Here is an 18,904-nt window from a genome sequence, read left to right as displayed (position 1 = left end):
GCAAATGCCGCTGTGTTTCGTTTTTTGAGATTTTGGCTGAACACCCATCATTTGTACTTAAATAAATTAAATAACGCTACGAAAAAATTATCTAATTTTCAACGCTTGCGTTTTAGTATAAGCAGGCATAAAATGACTAACTGTAGTGTAAAGCAATTTAACGAAAAGTTCGATTTCTTGTCATAATTTTTTTGATTAAGGATTATTCTCCTTAATCGTTCTTTAAATTAATAGTTCACTTTATTTATATTTTAGAAAGAGGGTAGTTTTTGATGAACAACGTGAAGAAAACAAAAGAAGGGTACCTCGAAACCACTTTGACAGGTAAAGATGTATTATCGATTCCAACGTTGAACAAAGGCGTTGCTTTTTCTGAAGAAGAAAGACAAGAGCTTGGACTAGAAGGCTTACTTCCTCCAACTGTTCTCACTTTAGAACAACAAGCGGAGAGAGCGTACAAGCAATTCCTAGCACAGCCAGATCGTCTTCGTCAAAACGTATACTTAAGTGATTTGCAAAACCGTAACGAAGTATTGTTCTATAAGCTTATATCAGACAAGCTTCGTGAAATGCTTCCTGTTGTGTACACACCAACTGTTGGTGAAGCGATTCAAGAATACAGCCATGAATACAGAAGACCTCATGGTGTCTATCTTTCAATCGAGAACATTGACGGCATTGAGAAAGCATTTGAAAACTTACATGCAACAGCAGGAGATATCGACCTGATCGTAGCAACTGACTCTGAGAGCATTCTTGGAATTGGTGACTGGGGTGTTGGTGGTATCAACATCGCAATTGGTAAATTAGCTGTTTACACGGCTGCTGCAGGTATTGATCCAAGCCGCGTGATTCCAGTCGTATTAGATGTTGGAACAAACAATGAAAAATTATTGAATGATCCATTATACATCGGAAACCATCACAAACGTGTACAAGGTGAAAAATACGAAGAATTCATTGATGCATATGTAAAAGCAGCGCTTAAATTCTTCCCGAAAGCCTTACTTCACTGGGAAGACCTTGGAAACAAAAATGCGCGTAACATCATGAAAAAATACAATGATAACATCTTAACATTCAATGATGATATTCAAGGTACTGGTGCCATTACTTTAGCGGGTGTTCTTGCAGCTGTCAAGAAAACTGGTACTCAATTGAAAGATCACCGTGTGATGATCTTCGGAGCTGGATCAGCTGGAATCGGAATCGCAGATCAAATGCGTGACACAATGGTTCTTGAGGGTCTAAGTGAAGAAGAAGCAAACAATGCTTTCTGGACTTTAGACTACAGAGGATTACTGACAGATCAATTCGAAGATGAAGTGTTTGATTTCCAAAAACCATACCTTCGTTCTTCTGATGAAGTAGAAGGCTGGGCACGTGATGAAAAAGGGCAAATCTCATTTGCTGAAACTGTTCGCAGGGTGAAGCCAACGATTCTAATTGGTACATCAGGTCAAGGCGGTGCATTCACTGAAGAAATCATTAAAGAAATCGCAGCACATACAGAGCGTCCAGTGATCATGCCAATGTCTAACCCAACACCACTTGCGGAAGCTGTTCCAGAAGATCTATTCAAATGGACAGACGGCCGTGCACTTGTTGCGACAGGAAGCCCGTTCGAAAACGTTGAGTATAACGGAATTGAACATGAAATTGGACAATCAAACAATGCGTTCGTTTTCCCTGGACTTGGTCTTGGCTCAATCGTAACGGAATCTAAAATCATCACAAAAGGCATGTTCGTTGCTTCTGCGGATGCGATTGCTGAAATGGTTGATCATGATAAACCAGGTGCTGGTCTTCTTCCAAGCATTGATAAATTGCAAGAAGTTTCTATCAAAGTGGCCATTGAAGTGGCAAAAGCAGCAATTAAAGATGGTGTCGCAAGAAGAACGCCTGACGACATCGAACAAGCTGTGAAAGATGCAATGTGGATTCCTGAATATAAAAAAATTGTAAGAGCATAATAAATTGTGTAACGCGGCATTGTTTAGGGTAATTTAAACAATGCCGCAATAAATAGAAACTTGTAAGGATTTAAGGAGGAAGAGTAAGGTGGACTTTTTAAATATTTTGATCCTCCTAGCACCGATTTTTTTCGTTATCGCGCTGGGTTGGTTCGCAGGACACTTCGGTAGCTATGACGCTAAATCTGCAAAAGGTGTAAGTACACTTGTGACAAAGTATGCTTTGCCAGCGCACTTTATCGCCAGCATTCTGTCAACACCAAAAGATAAATTCTATAGTCAAATTCCATTTTTCGTTGCATTGATTTTAGGAATCGTAGGTTTTTATATCATTATCCTTCTTGTTACGAAATTTGCTTTTAAATACGATTTAACAAATTCATCTATTTTCTCGTTAAACTCAGCTCAACCGACCTTTGCATTTATGGGGATTCCAGTCCTAGGCAGTTTATTTGGGGCTCAAGAAGTTGCAATTCCGATTGCAATTACCGGAATAGTTGTAAATGCAATGCTTGATCCAATTGCGATTATTGTGTCAACTGTCGGTGAAAAAACAAAAGGAAAAGCCAAAGACGGCGAAAGTTTCCTTAAAATGACGACGAAAGCTATTTTGCACGGTTTATCAGAGCCGCTTGCACTTGCACCACTAGCAAGTATCATTCTTGTTCTTTTAGGATTTAAACTGCCTGAAATTGGACATGAAATGCTAGAGGAAATTGGAAGTGTTACGTCAGGGGTTGCGCTATTTGCAGTCGGTGTCACTGTTGGTATCCGTAAAATTAAATTAAGCCTACCAGCATTCAGTATCGCATTGCTAAAAGTAGCTGTACAACCATTGCTTATGTATTTTATCGCCATTTTCATGGGTCTTTCGGCTGATGAAATTACAAAAGCTGTATTACTTGTTGCCTTCCCAGGTTCAGCTGTTGCAGCCATGATCGCAACCCGATTTGAAAAACAAGAAGCAGAAACTGCATCCGCATTTGTGATCAGTGCAATCATGTCATTAATTTCATTACCGATCATTATTGCGCTTACCTCATAATAAAGTAGAAAGGCTGCCTCATGAGGCAGCCTTTCTTAGCGAAATGAATGAAACAGAGGGAAGAGCGCACGCTTTTTTTTGATGTCAGTGTGCGTGATTTCCTTTTTTTCTTCTATTTGAGAGGGTTGTTTCAAGCTCGCAGCAAGACGCTCAAGTTTAGTGGTGAGATCTTCAATTTCCCTACGGTGCTGGAGCAGCTGATAGGATACACCTTCATCTGCTTTTTTAGCCAGTTTCCGTTCGAGTTCTTGCAGTCGTTTTTCTACATCAGTGCTGTGCAATTGCTGCTGAATGAGCTGATTCACCTGCTTTTCCAATGCTTCGATCCGTTTTGTGGAGGCATCAGTTTCTGCAGCAGGCGATAACTGTTGAACGGTTTCCGTGTGGATTGGCAGTCGAATGTCTTGAAGGATCACACCTTCACTCATTTGGTGTTTGACTTCTTTGAGAAGCTGTACAATATCTTCATGAAATTCATAATGTCCAAGTTCATTCCGGGCGACAGGGATGTTGAGCTGTTTAACCCAACGCTGAATCGTTTTTGAAGAAACGCCAATTTCTTTTGCAACCTCATTTGTATTCAAACCAAATGCCCTCCCTTTTTTCAATTATAAGTACCATTCTCTTCAAGAAGGAACTGTTCCTTCACGTTAGACAAAACAAGTAACCAATCGCCAAAGATCGTGTTTTCTAGCGGAAAATTGCAGAAAATCAATTGTTTTGGAAATTTTTTTGACTGTCATACCCCGCTATACTATAATTAGACTGTTACGCACAAAACAGAGGTGAAGACCATGTTAGACCGTTTAAAATCAATTGAAGAACGCTATGAAAAGCTAAATGAATATTTAAGTGACCCTGAAGTGGTGAACGACCCTAAGAAGCTTCGTGAATATTCGAAGGAACAATCTGATATTCAAGAAACTGTTGAGGTATATAGACAATATCGTGCGGCATACGACCAGTTGAGCGAAGCGAAAGCAATGCTGGAAGAAAAGCTGGATGCCGAGATGCGCGACATGGTCAAAGAAGAAATTTCAGAGCTCACAGAGGAAACGGAACGTTTAGAAGACGAGCTGAAAATCTTGCTGATCCCGAAAGATCCGAATGACAACAAAAACGTTATTGTGGAGGTTCGTGGTGCAGCAGGAGGAGAAGAGGCCGCGCTTTTTGCTGGAAACCTTTACCGTATGTACAGCCGTTATGCTGAAATGCAGGGCTGGAAAACAGAAGTAATGGAAGCGAATGTGACTGGAACTGGCGGTTATAAAGAGATTATCTTTATGATTAGCGGGAAAGGCGCATATTCCAAACTAAAGTTTGAAAACGGTGCACACCGCGTGCAGCGTGTTCCGGAAACGGAATCAGGCGGACGGATTCATACATCAACAGCGACAGTTGCTGTCTTGCCCGAGGCTGAAGAAGTTGAAATTGATATCCACGAAAAAGACATCCGTGTAGATACTTTCACATCAAGCGGGCCTGGCGGACAAAGTGTTAACACAACCATGTCTGCTGTTCGATTAACTCACCTTCCAACAGGTGTGGTTGTTTCCTGTCAGGATGAGAAATCACAAATCAAAAACAAAGAAAAAGCCATGAAAGTATTACGTGCGAGAATTTATGATAAATTCCAGCGTGAAGCACAGGCTGAATATGATCAAACGCGTAAATCTGCTGTTGGAACAGGGGATCGTTCAGAGCGTATCCGTACGTACAACTTCCCACAAAACCGTGTAACAGACCACCGCATCGGATTAACGATTCAAAAGCTTGATCAAATTTTAGAAGGAAAACTTGACGAGGTCATAGATGCATTAATTATGGAAGACCAAGCAAGAAAGCTTCAAAATGCAAAATAATCAGCGTACCAACTTTGAAGCCCTTAAATGGGCTTCTTCTTTGTTAACGGAAGCCGGTAGAGACCAAAACGCAGCAGAGCTCCTTTTGATGCATGTACTGGACTTAAGCAGAAGTGAACTTCTTGCACGTTTTCATGATCAGCTGCCAGAGGAGCAAGATCGGTTATTCAGCGAGTTTGTCACGCAGCACAAGAAAGGCGTGCCTGTTCAGCATCTAACAGGTATTGAATTTTTTTACGGCCGTCCCTTCGAGGTGAACAAACATGTTCTCATTCCTCGCCCTGAAACGGAAGAGGTCGTTTTGGCGGCACTGAATTTGATGAGTGACATCTTCCCGCACGATCAGCCGCTTCAAGCAGTAGACGTTGGCACCGGAAGCGGGGCAATTGCGATTACGCTCGCTCTTGAAAAAGAAACACTATCTGTCACAGCAACGGATATTTCACATGAAGCACTTGCGGTAGCAAAGCGGAATCAGCAAGCGCTAGGTGCAGACGTCCATTTTTTACAAGGGGACTTACTCGAACCTATCAAGGATCAGGGCATCAAAGTGGATCTGTTTATTTCCAATCCACCTTATATTGCGGCAGAAGAAATGGACAGCTTGTCAGAGGTGGTTACGAAGCATGAGCCAGTAAATGCGCTGACAGATGGACGTGATGGTCTGTGGTTTTATAAGCGTCTCATTCGTGATCTTCACCATGTACTTCATAAGCAGGCGGTCGTTGTCTTTGAAATTGGACATACGCAAGGGCAAGATGTAAAAGCACTTCTCTTGCAGTCATTTCCCGCGGCAGATGTCCGCATCGTCAAGGATATTAACGAGAAAGACCGAGCTGTTTGCGCACACATTCAAAACGGAAAGTCCGGCTGAATAAAGTCGGACTATTTTATTATGTAAAGATGAAACTTATGGTAAAAGAGAAACGTATATATAGAAGAATGAACATTCTGATCATGATTTTTTTACATAAATTTGTTTTGAAGGAGCGAATGGTGTGAACAGAAGGTATGCGATGGTGTTGGTCATCGTCAGTGTACTATTGATTGTGAGTGCTTGTGGCAAACCGAGCTTTAAAAAAGAAGCAGCAGCATTTGGAGAAAGCTATAAAAAAGCACAATACACAGTGAATCGAACAGATGACCTAACTGACATGAAGGAGAAGCTGAAGTCTTATTTAACCGAGCATGAATATCAAGAATATACACAAGACAGCATGTTCCCGAGCGTGTTAGAAGCAGCAAAGGATCAAGATTGTCAAATTAAGCTGAAGAAAATTACGTTTACGCCTTCAGATGAAAGCGATGACAGAATTGAATTTAACTATGAAATGATGATTCAATTTATTAATCAGAACGGAAAAGTCAAAAAAGAAATCAAGAAAAAAGGAGCAATGACTGTCATCAAAACAGATGCAGGGTTAAAAATCAGCCGAGATTGGGATGGAAGACTGTACCCTTCCGATTACCAATCCTCACTCCAAAGCCGTTCTTAATGGAACGGTTTTTTTCATTTGACTTATAATCTATTAAAAAAATCATTTTTCCTGTTTATGAGATGGGTTTCCTGGACACAATGTTTGTAGCGAAGAGAAAAAGTGGGGGGAACACATCATGTTTAAAAGTAAAATGATGATTTGTCTTTATATGTTTCTATTATTATGCGGTGCTTTTGCAAACCTTGGCAGAGAGGAGACAGCGGCTGCTTCTGCAAATCAGCCTGTTGTGATACCAGAGGAAGCCATTCGATTACGCATTTTAGCAAATAGTGATCGTTCAGCAGATCAGGATGTGAAAAGAAGCATTCGAGACGAAGTCAATGCCAATATGACAGAATGGGTCAAAGACCTTACATCCATTGAAGAAGCAAGACGTGTGATTCGGTCCAAGCTGCCAGAAATCAATCGCATTGCCAAAGCGAAATTGAAGGAGCAGCACATTGATCAATCCGTATCAGTCAGTTTTCAAAAAGCCTCATTTCCAACAAAGCTCTATGGAAATTTCGTCTATCCTGCAGGGAAATATGAAGCCATTTTAATTACGCTTGGAGAAGGGGATGGAGCCAATTGGTGGTGTGTGTTATTCCCGCCGCTCTGCTTTATCGATTTTTCAAATGGAGAAGCCATCGCGTCGCCAGAGGGGGATGAGGATTCCGAAGTGACAGCACAGCAAACAGATGAGTCTGTGAATGAAGTGGTCAAAGAAGAGAAAGAAGAGACGGGTGAAGTGAAATTCTTTTTATTCGAATGGGTTTCTAGTCTTTTCTCCTAAAAAAGGTATAAATCTGTTTTTGCCTCATAGAGTTGAAGTAAGAGATCAAAAAGAGGTGAAAGCATGTTTTATCAATTAAGAATAGCCACAGAAGAAGATGCCCCAGCGATCAATGCTTTTCTTGAAAAAGGACAAGCGAAAGGCGGCGTCACGCTTGCAGAGCGTACGACATTTGTTGTCATGGAAGATGCAGAAGGTCAGCTGGCAGGGTGTTTAGGTCTTGAACAGCTTAGTGAACAAGAGGGCCTGCTGCGGTCTCTTGTCATATCAGATAAACTAGGTCAGGGACACATCGTATCTTTGTTCCAAAGTGTTCAAACGCTCGGAGGGAAAATAGGTGTGGATACGTTTTATGTCGTCACCAACCACTCCTCCTCACATGACTTTTTGGCATTGATGGGCTTCACGGCTTTAGAGGATATTCCAGAAAGCATGTGGGTATCTGCACATGCAAAAGAGATCTTAGCGAAAGAACAGGCAGTGGTTCTTCAAAAAAAAGCCAGTTAATCACAATATATTGAACTTATACACATACTTATCCACCGTTAAACAAGCGTTATCCACAAATTGTGGACAACGCTTGTTTTATTGATCATCATCTTTTATACTTTCAAAAGGATAATTGAGATATATCAACAGTTTTATCTTTTTTAAAAGGAGTTTGTATGATGTTAAATACAAGAAGGTGGTCTGTGGATTTAGAAAAGAATTTATCCACATACTATCCACAAATTGAACAGGCAGCGTTGTTATTGCAGCAAAACGAAGTGGTCGCTTTTCCGACAGAGACGGTGTATGGACTAGGGGCTAATGCGAAAGAGACAGAAGCTGTCATGAAAATATATGAAGCGAAAGGGCGTCCAAGTGATAATCCATTGATTGTCCACATTGCGGAAATTGAGCAGCTTCATGAATTTGCGCAAATAGAAAGCGAAAAAGCAAAGGCATTGATGGATGCCTTTTGGCCGGGTGCATTAACCATTGTTCTTCCGTGTAAGCCGGGCACTTTATCAAAGCAGGTCACGGCAGGTTTATCCACGGTCGGTGTGAGAATGCCTGACCATCCGATTGCGCTTGAGCTCATCCGAACGGCTGGCCTGCCGATTGCCGCACCAAGTGCCAACCGTTCAGGCAAACCATCACCAACACAAGCTGACCATGTAGCGAGTGATCTCGATGGAAGAATCGCTGGAATTGTCGATGGTGGTTCAACTGGTATTGGCGTTGAGTCAACGGTTGTATCCTGTGTCGACGAGATTCCAGTCATCCTAAGGCCGGGCGGGATTACAAAAGAAGCTTTAGAAGAGGTAGTAGGAACGGTTAGTATTGACCCAGGGCTGACAAAAAAGGACGAAGCGCCTGTATCGCCAGGGATGAAATACACACACTACGCCCCTGAAGCTAAGATGTATCTCTTTTTTGGAAGTGATGAAGAGATGCAGCGTCACATTCAAACATACCAGGCGGAAGGTTTCAAAGTTGGCGTGCTGACAACAGAAGAAAAGAAATCGTTGTTTGCGGCAGATGTTGTTTTCAGCTGTGGGTGGAGAGAAAAACCTGAAACGATAGCGGCAAACTTATATCGTGTACTAAGACAATTTGATGAGACAGATGTAGATGTCATTATTTCAGAAGCCTTTTCAGAGCAGGGGGTTGGTTCAGCAATTATGAACCGTCTGCAAAAAGCAGCAGGAGGGCGCACTCTCTCTTCATTCAAATAGTTCTAACCCTTCTTGGACAAACATAGGTTAAAGGAGAATGCGTGTCCAAGGGGGATTTACATGTACGAACTAGCTGGCGAATTGCTGACGCTCAGCATCATGGCTTTTGCACTGGGGATGGATGCTTTTTCGGTTGGACTTGGCATGGGAATGATTCAACTGAGGTTTTGCCAGATCATTTATATTGGACTTGTCATTGGGATATTTCATATGTTTATGCCGCTTTTTGGTATGCTAACAGGTCAGCTCCTATCAGGCTGGCTCGGTCTCCTTGCCACCTATATCGGCGGGGCGCTGCTTTTGGTGCTCGGGCTGCAAATGATCATTGCGTCTATTCGCAAAGAAGATAAACCATTTATCGCACCTGTTGGCGCTGGTCTTGTTCTTTTTGCAACAAGTGTCAGCTTAGATAGTTTTTCCGTTGGTTTAAGTCTCGGAATTTACGGTTCTCACGTATGGATGACCATTTTATTGTTTGGTTTTTTTAGTATGATCCTCACATGGCTTGGATTATTACTCGGTAAACAGGTCCGTTCATGGGTGGGATCATATAGCGGAGCGCTTGGCGGAATCATTTTACTAGCCTTTGGTATCAAATTATTATTTCCGCTCTAGTCAGTCTCCTTACATAACATGTAGAATGAAATGCTATATAATAGAAGAAAAGGAGGGCGAAAGATGAAAATCTTATTTGTTTGTACGGGAAATACATGCAGAAGTCCGATGGCTCAAGCCCTTTTTGCTTCAATTGCACAAGAGAAAGGTTTAGAGGTCACTGTTAAATCAGCGGGCATTTTTGCCTCAGATGCTGGGAAGGCTTCTCCTCAAGCGGTCGAAGCACTATTTGAGAAAAGCATTCCACTGAATCACTCTTCAGCAAAACTGACAGAGGATCTTCTGCGAGAAGCTGATTACGTCTTCACCATGACCATGCAGCATAAACAGTTGATTGTGGAGCAATATGCACATGCAAAAGACAAGATCTTCACTCTAAAGGAATTCGCAACAGGGACAGAAGGCGATGTTTCCGATCCATTTGGAGGAAGCCTGTCTGTTTATCAGGAAACACGTGATGAACTTGAAGCATTGCTCCAGCAGCTGGCTGAGAAATTGAAAAAGGATTAGACGTCCTCATAATGGACAACCTGTAAAACCGTTGCATCAACGGTTTTTCTGCTTTTGTTTGCAAATGACTAAGCAGAGGTTAAAATATAACTGTAAATAAAGAATAAATGTAAGGCATAACAGATCAACTCACCCTTAGGAGGAATTGCCCGATGAAAGTAGCTATTGCATCCGATCACGGCGGAACGAATATTCGTGAAGAAATCAAACAACTGATGGATGAATTGAAGATTGAATACATTGATATGGGTTGTGAATGTGGATCAGGTTCTGTAGACTACCCAGATTATGCTTTTCCTGTAGCTAACATGGTGGCAAACGGAGAAGTGGACCGCGGCATTTTAATTTGCGGGACAGGCATCGGTATGAGTATCTCAGCAAACAAAGTAAAAGGAATTCGCTGCGCGCTGGCACATGATACATTTAGTGCGAAAGCGACTAGAGAACATAATGATACAAACGTCCTTGCAATGGGAGAACGAGTCATTGGACCTGGATTAGCACGTGAGATTGCACACATTTGGCTGACAACAGAATTTACGGCAGGACGACATGCTGTACGGATTGGTAAGATCGCTGATTACGAAGAAAAGCACCTATAAGGAGCGCTTAACATGAACATTGGTCAAGATTGGCTTGAAATGTTAAAAGAGTTTCATCAAATGGTCGAACTGCGTGCTGGGCAAATCTTAGTGATCGGCTGCAGTACATCAGAAGTGGCTGGTGAGCACATTGGGACAGCAGGAAGTGAGCAAATAGCTGCGTCCATTTATCAAGAATTGGATCAGCTAAGACGAGAGACCGGCATTGAGGTCGCTTTCCAGTGCTGTGAGCATTTGAATCGTGCTCTTGTTGTGGAGGAAGAAGTGGCTTTCCGGCTTAATCTAGAGATTGTGGCGGCAGTACCTGTCCGAAAGGCGGGTGGTTCGATGGCGGCTCATGCGTATCAGCACATGGAACATCCTGTGTTAGTTGAATCCATCGAGGCGCATGCTGGGATCGATATCGGTGATACATTCATTGGGATGCATCTAAAGAGAGTCGCTGTACCTGTTCGCCTTAGTCGTCATCAATTAGGACATGCACATGTGACGTTTGCGAAAACGCGTCCGAAGCTGATTGGCGGAGAACGAGCGGTTTATACAAAATCTTAGCTAAGATATATTTCTAATATAATGTTGAATGATGAAGGCGCTTCACCACTTGAATATTCGGTTTTTCGTAAAAAAAGAAGTCGATTTTCCAAAAAAACTTTTACATTTCACTCAAAAACCGTGTACAATGAGATGGTGAAAACATCGAATGGAAATAGATTGGAGAGGATTTCGCTGATGAAACATTTACCTGAGCAAGACGCACAAGTATTCAAGGCAATTCAACTAGAGCGGAAACGCCAGCAAGACAAAATTGAATTAATTGCATCAGAAAACTTTGTAAGCGAAGCAGTCATGGAAGCGCAGGGCTCTGTATTAACAAACAAATATGCAGAGGGTTACCCTGGTAAACGCTACTATGGCGGTTGTGAACATGTAGACGTTGTAGAAGATATCGCACGTGACCGCGCAAAAGAAATTTTTGGCGCTGAGTATGTGAACGTACAGCCTCACTCAGGTGCTCAAGCGAACATGGCCGTATACTTTACCATTCTTGAGCATGGCGATACAGTGCTAGGTATGAACTTATCACATGGCGGGCATTTAACGCACGGAAGCCCTGTTAACTTTAGTGGTGTACAGTACAACTTTGTAGAATATGGTGTTGATAAAGAAACGCAGCATATCGACTATCAAGATGTACTTGAAAAAGCACGTGAACATAAGCCAAAGCTAATTGTTGCGGGTGCAAGTGCATACCCACGTCAAATTGATTTCAAAAAGTTCCGTGAGATTGCGGATGAAGTCGGTGCTTACTTTATGGTCGACATGGCTCACATTGCAGGTCTTGTTGCAGTAGGTCTTCATCCAAATCCAGTTCCTTATGCAGATTTTGTGACAACGACGACTCACAAAACATTGCGTGGACCTCGCGGCGGAATGATTCTATGCCGTGAAGAGTTTGGTAAAAAGATCGACAAATCGATCTTCCCTGGTATTCAAGGTGGACCACTGATGCATGTCATCTCTGCAAAAGCTGTTTCTTTCGGTGAAGTATTGAACGGAGATTTCAAAACATATGCACAAAACGTCATTGACAATGCAAAGCAGCTAGCTGAAACCCTTTTATCTGAAGATATTCAGCTTGTGTCCGGTGGAACGGATAACCATCTTGTTCTCATCGACTTGCGTTCTCTTGGTATCACAGGAAAAATTGCAGAAAATGTTCTTGATGAAATCGGTATTACAGTGAACAAAAATGCGATTCCTTATGATCCAGAAAAACCTTTTGTCACAAGTGGTGTACGTGTTGGCACAGCAGCAGTGACAAGCCGCGGTTTCGATCAAGAGGCAATGAAAGAAGTCGGTTCCATTATTGCGCTTGCTCTAAAACATCATGAAGATGAAGCGAAATTAGAAGAAGCGAAAAAGCGTGTATCTGATCTGACTGCCCGCTTCCCTCTATATAACGAATTAGATTATTAAAAAGCAGACCCATTTGCCTATTTTTGGCATGTGGGTTTTTTTTGTAGGATTTGCGAATCATATTGAAAGATGATGTCTTTTTATGTAGAATTGTAGGAAGTGTGCAAAGTTCACCGGAAGATGACAGAAAAGGAGTTGTAGCAAGCAATGGCAAAGGTTTATGTATTTGATCACCCGCTTATTCAACACAAACTTACATATATTCGTGACGTTCATACAGGAACAAAAGAATTTAGAGAGCTAGTGGATGAAGTCGCAACATTAATGGCATTTGAAATCACAAGAGACTTACCGCTTGAAGAGGTAGATGTAGAAACACCTGTACAAGTAGCAAAATCAAACGTGATCTCAGGGAAGAAACTCGGTGTTGTGCCAATTTTAAGAGCAGGTCTTGGTATGGTGGACGGGATTTTGAAACTCATTCCAGCTGCTAAAGTGGGACATGTCGGTTTATACCGTGATCCGAAAACATTAAAGCCTGTTGAATATTATGTGAAGCTTCCATCTGATGTGGAAGAGCGTGAATTTATCGTAGTAGATCCAATGCTTGCAACTGGCGGTTCAGCAGTCGAAGCATTGAACAGCTTGAAAAAACGCGGAGCGAAAAACATTCGCTTCATGTGTCTGATTGCTGCTCCTGAAGGTGTAGAAGAAATGCAAAAGCACCATCCTGACGTTGATATCTACATTGCAGCATTAGATGAGAAATTGAACGAAAAAGGCTACATTATCCCAGGTCTTGGTGATGCTGGTGACCGTATGTATGGAACGAAATAACATGTTTTAATAAAAGCCCACATGCAAACGTGCATATGGGCTTTTTGAAATATATGACAAACGGTTGATATCGTTCTTAGAAAAATCAATGTATACTGAACATTAGCTGTTTTTTTCAATGAATGTCACGTGTCTCCTAAAGTTTGATGAAATTGTGAACATTTTGTGTGCTCTATCATTATAGAAAAGTTTTTTAACTTTCAACGGATTGACACATCATAGACGCTATTGTATGCTAAACGAGGGTATTATGGTAAGGTTTTCATAGCCTATAGCACTCTACTAATCCTCATTGTGAACCCTTTAATTATCAGGGTTTGTATCAGCGAATGAAGCAACATCCCATAGATCTTTAGATTTCAAGTCTGATTGTGCAATTAGACCGATGGGTGATTGATTTTTTTCGAACAGGACTGCTTATCATAAGCGTCTTCTACGCAGTTTTCATCACCATTTATTACCTTTTTTACAATATTTTTCATCGGGAGTCAGATGAATGAACGATCCAAACGCGATTTTCCGCAGACAGAGTAAATACATGTTCTATCTATTGGCAATTTTTGTGTTTGGCTATGCCATGCCTGGTTTTAAACCACTGTTTCTTGGTTTGATTATCGGCACAATTTTTGCTTTCTTTAATTTATTCCTACTTATACGGAGAATGCACGCTTTTGATCGAGCGGTTAAAAAAGGAAAATCCATTCGTTCAATGGGAAGTACAGCCAGGTGGGCCAACGCAATTCTCGCAGTAGCGATTGCTTGGCGTTACCCTAATGAAGTTCATCTGGCAGGTGTTGTTATAGGATTAATGACAATATATCCTGTCATTATGATAGATTCCTTCATTCAACTTAAACGTTCTACTATGGAAGAGAGGTGAATACTCTTTGGGTCACAGTTCAAAAACGACAGAATTTTTAGGGTTAACGTTCAACTTATCCAATGTTCTCATGATTACGATTGCTAGTATCATCGTTCTTCTCATAGCGGTGCTGACTACTCGTGTTCTGTCTATTCGTCCGACAAAGGCGCAGAACTTCATGGAATGGATTGTTGATTTTGTTCGAAATATCATAGGTAGTTCGATGGACATGAAAACAGGAGCCCCATTTCTAGCGCTTGGCGTTACATTACTCATGTACATATTTGTTTCAAACATGCTTGGACTGCCATTTTCGATTACGGTCGATCACAACTTGTGGTGGAAATCACCAACAGCAGACCCTGCAATTACAATGACACTAGCGATTATGGTCATGGGATTGACACATTACTACGGTGTCAAGGCAAAAGGAGTCAAGGAATATACGAAAGACTACTTTAGACCAATTCCACTTTTAGTACCATTGAAACTTATTGAAGAATTTGCAAACACGCTAACACTTGGTTTGCGTCTTTATGGAAACATTTTTGCTGGAGAGATTCTTCTTGGTTTGCTTGCAGGACTTGCGACCAATTTCTACACGCAAAACATTGCGCTTGGTATCGTTGGTACATTAGGTGCCATCGTGCCGATGATTGTATGGCAGGCATTTAGTTTGTTTGTCGGAACAATCCAAGCATTTATCTTCACCATGCTGACAATGGTGTACATTTCTCATAAAGTCAGCGACGAACACTAAAAAATTGAGAGTCCAAAAAGGACGTTATTTTAAAGGAGGAGCTTTTTAATGAATTTAATAGCAGCAGCAATTGCAATCGGTTTGGGAGCACTAGGAGCAGGTATTGGTAACGGTCTAATCGTATCTAAAACAGTTGAAGGAATCGCTCGTCAGCCAGAAGCTGGTAGAGAACTAAGAACTCTTATGTTCATCGGGGTAGCTTTAGTTGAGGCACTTCCAATTATCGCTGTCGTTATCGCATTCTTGGCATTCTTTGGTTAATATGTGAGAAGCGTTCTAATATGAATTTTAATGGCGAAGATCAGATTAGTTCGAAACTTCGCCATTCCTTTATGTTTTGTTTCTTAACATATTATTTAAAGAAGGGAGTTGCCGTACTAAATGTCTCAGTTACCAGTGGTTTTAGGAGCAGGTGGCTTAAGTTTCAACGCCGGGGATATGATATTCCAGCTGATCGCTATGCTCATCTTGCTTGCACTTTTAAAGAAATTTGCGCTTAAGCCTTTATTAGGGATTATGAAACAGCGTGAAGATTATATAGGAAATGAAATTTCAAGTGCTGAACAAAAGCACGTTCAAGCTGAAAAGCTTCTTGAAGAACAACGTGTCTTATTGAAAGAAGCACGCGAAGAATCACATACACTCATCGAAAATGCGAAAAAGATTGGTGAGAAACAAAAAGAAGAGATCATTCAAGCAGCACGTCAAGAGTCAGAGCGCTTGAAAGAGTCTGCTAGAACTGAAATCGTGAAAGAAAAAGAACAAGCTGTGGCTGCACTGCGCGAGCAGGTTGCATCACTATCTGTACTTATTGCATCTAAAGTGATTGAAAGAGAACTTGATGAGCAAGCACAAGAGAAATTGATTCAAGAGTATCTTAAAGAGGCAGGCGAAAGCCGATGAGCGTGACTATTGTCTCTAAGCGTTACGCTTCTGCTCTTTTTGACATCGTTCTTGCTTCTTCGGCAGTAGACGAAACTGAAAAAGAGCTGAATGAGATCAAAAAAGTTCTAAAGGCTGACCAAGAATTGAATGACTTTCTTGTTCATCCAAAGATTACGGCAGACAAAAAGAAACATTTGATTGCAGAAGCTTTCAAAGGTGTTTCGACACATGTATTGCACACAATGTATTTATTGATTGACCGCGGACGCACGAATATTTTCTCTGAAATGACGTCTGAGTTTGTGAAACTGGCAAACCGCACGAAACAAATAGACGATGCGATCGTGTATTCAGTGAAACCGCTGAGCGGCGCTGAAATTCAATCTTTATCTGAAGTATTTGCCAAAAAAGCCGGAGTCACATCACTGCGTGTTGAAAATGTGATTGACAAGGATCTAATAGGCGGAGTGAAAATCCGTATCGGAAACCGCATTTATGACGGCAGTGTCAGCGGAAAGCTTTCCCGCATTGAACGTCAGCTTGCAGGCGAAAATCGTTAGAAGGGGTGAAACCTTAGTGAGTATCAAAGCTGAAGAGATTAGCGCGCTGATAAAGCAGCAAATCCAAAACTATCAATCTGAAATTGAAGTAAAAGATGTCGGTACAGTCATCCAAGTAGGGGACGGTATCGCGCGTGTACATGGCCTTGACAACATTATGGCAGGAGAGCTGGTTGAGTTCTCTAACGGTGTAATGGGTATGGCTCAAAACCTTGAGGAGTCTAACGTAGGTATCGTTATTTTAGGACCTTACAAAGATATCCGCGAAGGTGACGATGTAAAACGTACAGGTCGTATCATGGAGGTTCCAGTTGGTGAAGAGTTAATCGGACGTATTGTGAACCCACTTGGTCAGCCTGTTGATGGACTAGGTCCAATTTTAACAAGCAAAACTCGTCCAATCGAAAGTGAAGCACCAGGCGTTATGGATCGTAAATCTGTTCATGAGCCGCTTCAAACAGGGATTAAAGCAATTGATGCCTTGATTCCAATCGGACGCGGACAGCGTGAATTGATCATTGGTGACCGTCAAACAGGTAAAACATCTGTTGCAATTGATACGATCCTAAACCAAAAAGATCAAGACATGATCTGTATTTATGTAGCAATCGGACAAAAGGAATCAACGGTTCGTGGTGTTGTTGAAACACTTCGTAAGCATGGTGCGCTTGATTACACAATTGTAGTCACAGCTTCTGCATCACAGCCAGCCCCACTTCTTTACCTTGCTCCTTATGCAGGTGTAACGATGGGTGAGGAATTCATGTATAACGGCAAGCACGTACTTGTTGTATATGATGACCTTTCTAAACAAGCGGCAGCTTACCGTGAGCTTTCATTATTGCTTCGTCGTCCTCCAGGTCGTGAGGCATTCCCTGGTGATGTTTTCTATCTTCACTCTCGTTTATTAGAGCGTGCAGCGAAGCTTAGTGACGAAAAGGGTGGCGGTTCTATCACAGCATTGCCTTTCGTAGAAACGCAAGCTGGCGATATCTCTGCATATATCCCAACAAACGTTATTTCAATCACAGATGGACAGATTTTCTTACAATCTGACCTCTTCTTCTCAGGCGTACGTCCAGCAGTAAACGCAGGATTGTCTGTATCCCGTGTAGGTGGTTCTGCACAAATCAAAGCGATGAAAAAGGTAGCAGGTACACTTCGTCTGGATCTTGCTTCTTATCGTGAGCTTGAAGCATTCGCTCAATTTGGATCTGATCTAGACCAAGCGACTCAAGCAAAATTAAACCGTGGTGCTAGAACAGTTGAAGTCTTAAAACAAGACTTGAACAAACCGCTTAAAGTTGAAAAACAAGTAGCGATTCTTTATGCACTTACAAGAGGATATTTAGACGATGTCGCGATTGCTGATGTCAAACGTTTCGAAGCTGAGTTATTCATGTACATTGAAGAAAACCATAAAGGCTTGTTTGACACGATCTCTCAAACAGGAAACATGCCTGCTGATGAAGAGTGGAATACAGCAATCGAAAGCTTTAAACGTACGTTTGCACCAAGCAACTAATTAGTAATCTTTCCGAGAGAAAAAGATTCTCTTTTTCTCTCTTTTCACGTAAATGAACACGGATTCCTGAAAAAAGGTGGTGAAATCTTTGGCCTCATTACGCGATATAAAGTCAAGGATCACGTCAACGAAAAAATCGAGTCAGATCACAAAAGCGATGCAAATGGTATCAGCTGCGAAACTGAATCGTGCTGAAAACAATGCGAAGTCTTTTGTTCCTTACATGGAAAAAATCCAGGAAGTCGTTGCTGCAATCGCAACTGGAACAAGTGCTAAGCACCCAATGCTTCTTTCAAGACCTGTCAAGAAAACAGGGTATCTCGTCATTACATCTGATCGAGGACTTGCAGGACCTTTTAACAGCTCGATTTTGCGTGCCGCTTACCAAACCATTCAATCTCGTCATCAATCCGCTGATGAATATGCGGTGATTGTGATTGGTAAAATCGGACGCGACTTCTTCAAAAAGCGCGGTATTCCAGTTATTTCTGAAGTCACAGGGCTTGGAGACGAAGTAGCGTTTGCTGATATTAAAGAATTAGCAAGCAGTACAGTTCAAATGTTCTCTGATGAAGCGTTTGACGAACTTTACATGTTCTACAACCACTTTGTCAGTGCCATTTCACAAGAAGTAACAGAGAAGAAATTATTGCCGCTAACGGACATTTCGGCCGCAGCGACACCGAATAAACGTTCCGCATCTTATGAGTTTGAGCCTTCTGAAGAAGAAATTCTTGAAGTTCTCCTTCCTCAATATGCAGAGAGTTTGATTTTCGGTGCGCTTCTTGACAGCAAAGCAAGTGAACATGCTGCAAGGATGACAGCAATGAAGAGTGCAACAGACAACGCAAAGGAATTGATCGACGGCCTGACACTCTCTTACAACCGTGCTCGTCAAGCAGCGATTACACAAGAGATTACAGAAATTGTCGGCGGAGCAGCTGCCTTAGAATAGAAAT

General features: G+C 41.8%; 22 protein-coding genes. 21 read left to right on the top strand and 1 reads right to left on the bottom strand.

Annotated elements, in window-relative coordinates:
- Positions 1-272: 272 nt before the first annotated feature.
- Together malS and MKZ05_RS16875 are read left to right on the top strand one after the other, a co-directional pair.
- Complete coding sequence (gene malS, locus MKZ05_RS16880; protein ID WP_003215037.1) at positions 273-1,973, top strand: oxaloacetate-decarboxylating malate dehydrogenase; 1,701 nt, start codon at positions 273-275, stop codon at positions 1,971-1,973.
- Between the two features lie 88 nt (positions 1,974-2,061).
- A complete protein-coding gene (locus MKZ05_RS16875) occupies positions 2,062-3,018 on the top strand; it encodes an AEC family transporter (protein ID WP_003214757.1) in 957 nt (318 codons plus the stop codon).
- A 35-nt stretch (positions 3,019-3,053) separates the two neighbouring features.
- Here MKZ05_RS16875 and racA read toward each other — a convergent pair whose 3' ends face one another.
- A complete protein-coding gene (gene racA / locus MKZ05_RS16870; protein ID WP_339160622.1) occupies positions 3,054-3,602 on the bottom strand; it encodes a chromosome-anchoring protein RacA in 549 nt (182 codons plus the stop codon).
- Positions 3,603-3,812: 210 nt separating this feature from the next.
- Here racA and prfA point away from each other — a divergent pair, with 210 nt between their 5' ends.
- The 19 genes from prfA (at position 3,813) to MKZ05_RS16775 (ending at position 18,900) form a co-directional block, all read left to right on the top strand.
- Positions 3,813-4,880 carry a peptide chain release factor 1 gene (gene prfA, locus MKZ05_RS16865; RefSeq protein WP_050944445.1) on the top strand — a complete coding sequence of 356 codons (1,068 nt, stop codon included), beginning with the start codon at positions 3,813-3,815 and terminating at the stop codon, positions 4,878-4,880.
- Positions 4,870-5,754 (top strand): peptide chain release factor N(5)-glutamine methyltransferase, encoded by an 885-nt coding sequence (gene prmC, locus MKZ05_RS16860; RefSeq protein ID WP_212045634.1) that lies wholly within the window; start codon positions 4,870-4,872, stop codon positions 5,752-5,754. The genes prfA and prmC overlap by 11 nt, the downstream gene beginning before the upstream one ends.
- A gap of 142 nt (positions 5,755-5,896) precedes the next feature.
- A complete protein-coding gene (locus MKZ05_RS16855; RefSeq protein ID WP_003214608.1) occupies positions 5,897-6,376 on the top strand; it encodes a hypothetical protein in 480 nt (159 codons plus the stop codon).
- A gap of 118 nt (positions 6,377-6,494) precedes the next feature.
- Positions 6,495-7,151: a stage II sporulation protein R gene (spoIIR, locus tag MKZ05_RS16850; protein ID WP_185107716.1), complete on the top strand. Its 657-nt coding sequence runs from the start codon at positions 6,495-6,497 to the stop codon at positions 7,149-7,151.
- A gap of 63 nt (positions 7,152-7,214) precedes the next feature.
- On the top strand, positions 7,215-7,658 hold the full coding sequence (locus tag MKZ05_RS16845) for a general stress acyl- n-acyltransferase (protein ID WP_284907429.1): 444 nt from the start codon (positions 7,215-7,217) through the stop codon (positions 7,656-7,658).
- Positions 7,659-7,819: 161 nt separating this feature from the next.
- A complete protein-coding gene (locus MKZ05_RS16840; protein ID WP_003214759.1) occupies positions 7,820-8,872 on the top strand; it encodes an L-threonylcarbamoyladenylate synthase in 1,053 nt (350 codons plus the stop codon).
- Positions 8,873-8,932: 60 nt separating this feature from the next.
- Entirely contained in the window at positions 8,933-9,487 is a 555-nt protein-coding gene (locus MKZ05_RS16835; protein WP_003214826.1) for a manganese efflux pump MntP family protein, read from the top strand.
- Positions 9,488-9,550: 63 nt separating this feature from the next.
- Positions 9,551-9,997: a low molecular weight protein arginine phosphatase gene (locus tag MKZ05_RS16830; protein WP_106029538.1), complete on the top strand. Its 447-nt coding sequence runs from the start codon at positions 9,551-9,553 to the stop codon at positions 9,995-9,997.
- A gap of 152 nt (positions 9,998-10,149) precedes the next feature.
- Complete coding sequence (gene rpiB, locus MKZ05_RS16825; protein WP_003214714.1) at positions 10,150-10,599, top strand: ribose 5-phosphate isomerase B; 450 nt, start codon at positions 10,150-10,152, stop codon at positions 10,597-10,599.
- Positions 10,600-10,611: 12 nt separating this feature from the next.
- Positions 10,612-11,151 carry a TIGR01440 family protein gene (locus MKZ05_RS16820; RefSeq protein ID WP_003214786.1) on the top strand — a complete coding sequence of 180 codons (540 nt, stop codon included), beginning with the start codon at positions 10,612-10,614 and terminating at the stop codon, positions 11,149-11,151.
- 177 nt (positions 11,152-11,328) lie between these two features.
- Positions 11,329-12,576: a serine hydroxymethyltransferase gene (gene glyA, locus MKZ05_RS16815; RefSeq protein ID WP_012011552.1), complete on the top strand. Its 1,248-nt coding sequence runs from the start codon at positions 11,329-11,331 to the stop codon at positions 12,574-12,576.
- A gap of 147 nt (positions 12,577-12,723) precedes the next feature.
- Positions 12,724-13,353 (top strand): uracil phosphoribosyltransferase, encoded by a 630-nt coding sequence (upp, locus tag MKZ05_RS16810; protein ID WP_003214553.1) that lies wholly within the window; start codon positions 12,724-12,726, stop codon positions 13,351-13,353.
- A 496-nt stretch (positions 13,354-13,849) separates the two neighbouring features.
- Positions 13,850-14,233, top strand: coding sequence for an ATP synthase subunit I (locus MKZ05_RS16805; protein ID WP_003215321.1), 384 nt, complete (start codon positions 13,850-13,852; stop codon positions 14,231-14,233).
- 7 nt (positions 14,234-14,240) lie between these two features.
- Positions 14,241-14,975: a F0F1 ATP synthase subunit A gene (gene atpB / locus MKZ05_RS16800; protein ID WP_003215198.1), complete on the top strand. Its 735-nt coding sequence runs from the start codon at positions 14,241-14,243 to the stop codon at positions 14,973-14,975.
- A 48-nt stretch (positions 14,976-15,023) separates the two neighbouring features.
- On the top strand, positions 15,024-15,236 hold the full coding sequence (atpE, locus tag MKZ05_RS16795) for a F0F1 ATP synthase subunit C (protein ID WP_003214968.1): 213 nt from the start codon (positions 15,024-15,026) through the stop codon (positions 15,234-15,236).
- 120 nt (positions 15,237-15,356) lie between these two features.
- On the top strand, positions 15,357-15,878 hold the full coding sequence (atpF, locus tag MKZ05_RS16790) for a F0F1 ATP synthase subunit B (protein ID WP_003214532.1): 522 nt from the start codon (positions 15,357-15,359) through the stop codon (positions 15,876-15,878).
- On the top strand, positions 15,875-16,420 hold the full coding sequence (locus MKZ05_RS16785; RefSeq protein ID WP_012011549.1) for a F0F1 ATP synthase subunit delta: 546 nt from the start codon (positions 15,875-15,877) through the stop codon (positions 16,418-16,420). The genes atpF and MKZ05_RS16785 overlap by 4 nt, the downstream gene beginning before the upstream one ends.
- A gap of 16 nt (positions 16,421-16,436) precedes the next feature.
- The gene (gene atpA, locus MKZ05_RS16780) at positions 16,437-17,945 is read left to right on the top strand and encodes a F0F1 ATP synthase subunit alpha (RefSeq protein WP_339160615.1); all 1,509 of its coding nucleotides are present in this window, start codon (positions 16,437-16,439) and stop codon (positions 17,943-17,945) included.
- An 88-nt stretch (positions 17,946-18,033) separates the two neighbouring features.
- Complete coding sequence (locus tag MKZ05_RS16775) at positions 18,034-18,900, top strand: F0F1 ATP synthase subunit gamma (protein ID WP_003214656.1); 867 nt, start codon at positions 18,034-18,036, stop codon at positions 18,898-18,900.
- Positions 18,901-18,904: the final 4 nt, after the last annotated feature.

The sequence above is a fragment of the Bacillus sp. FSL M8-0277 genome (genome assembly GCF_037975305.1).
GTDB classification, from domain to species: Bacteria; Bacillota; Bacilli; order Bacillales; family Bacillaceae; genus Bacillus; species Bacillus pumilus.
The sequence above is the reverse complement of the archived record's forward strand: the minus strand, read 5'-3'. Positions and strand labels throughout refer to the sequence as shown.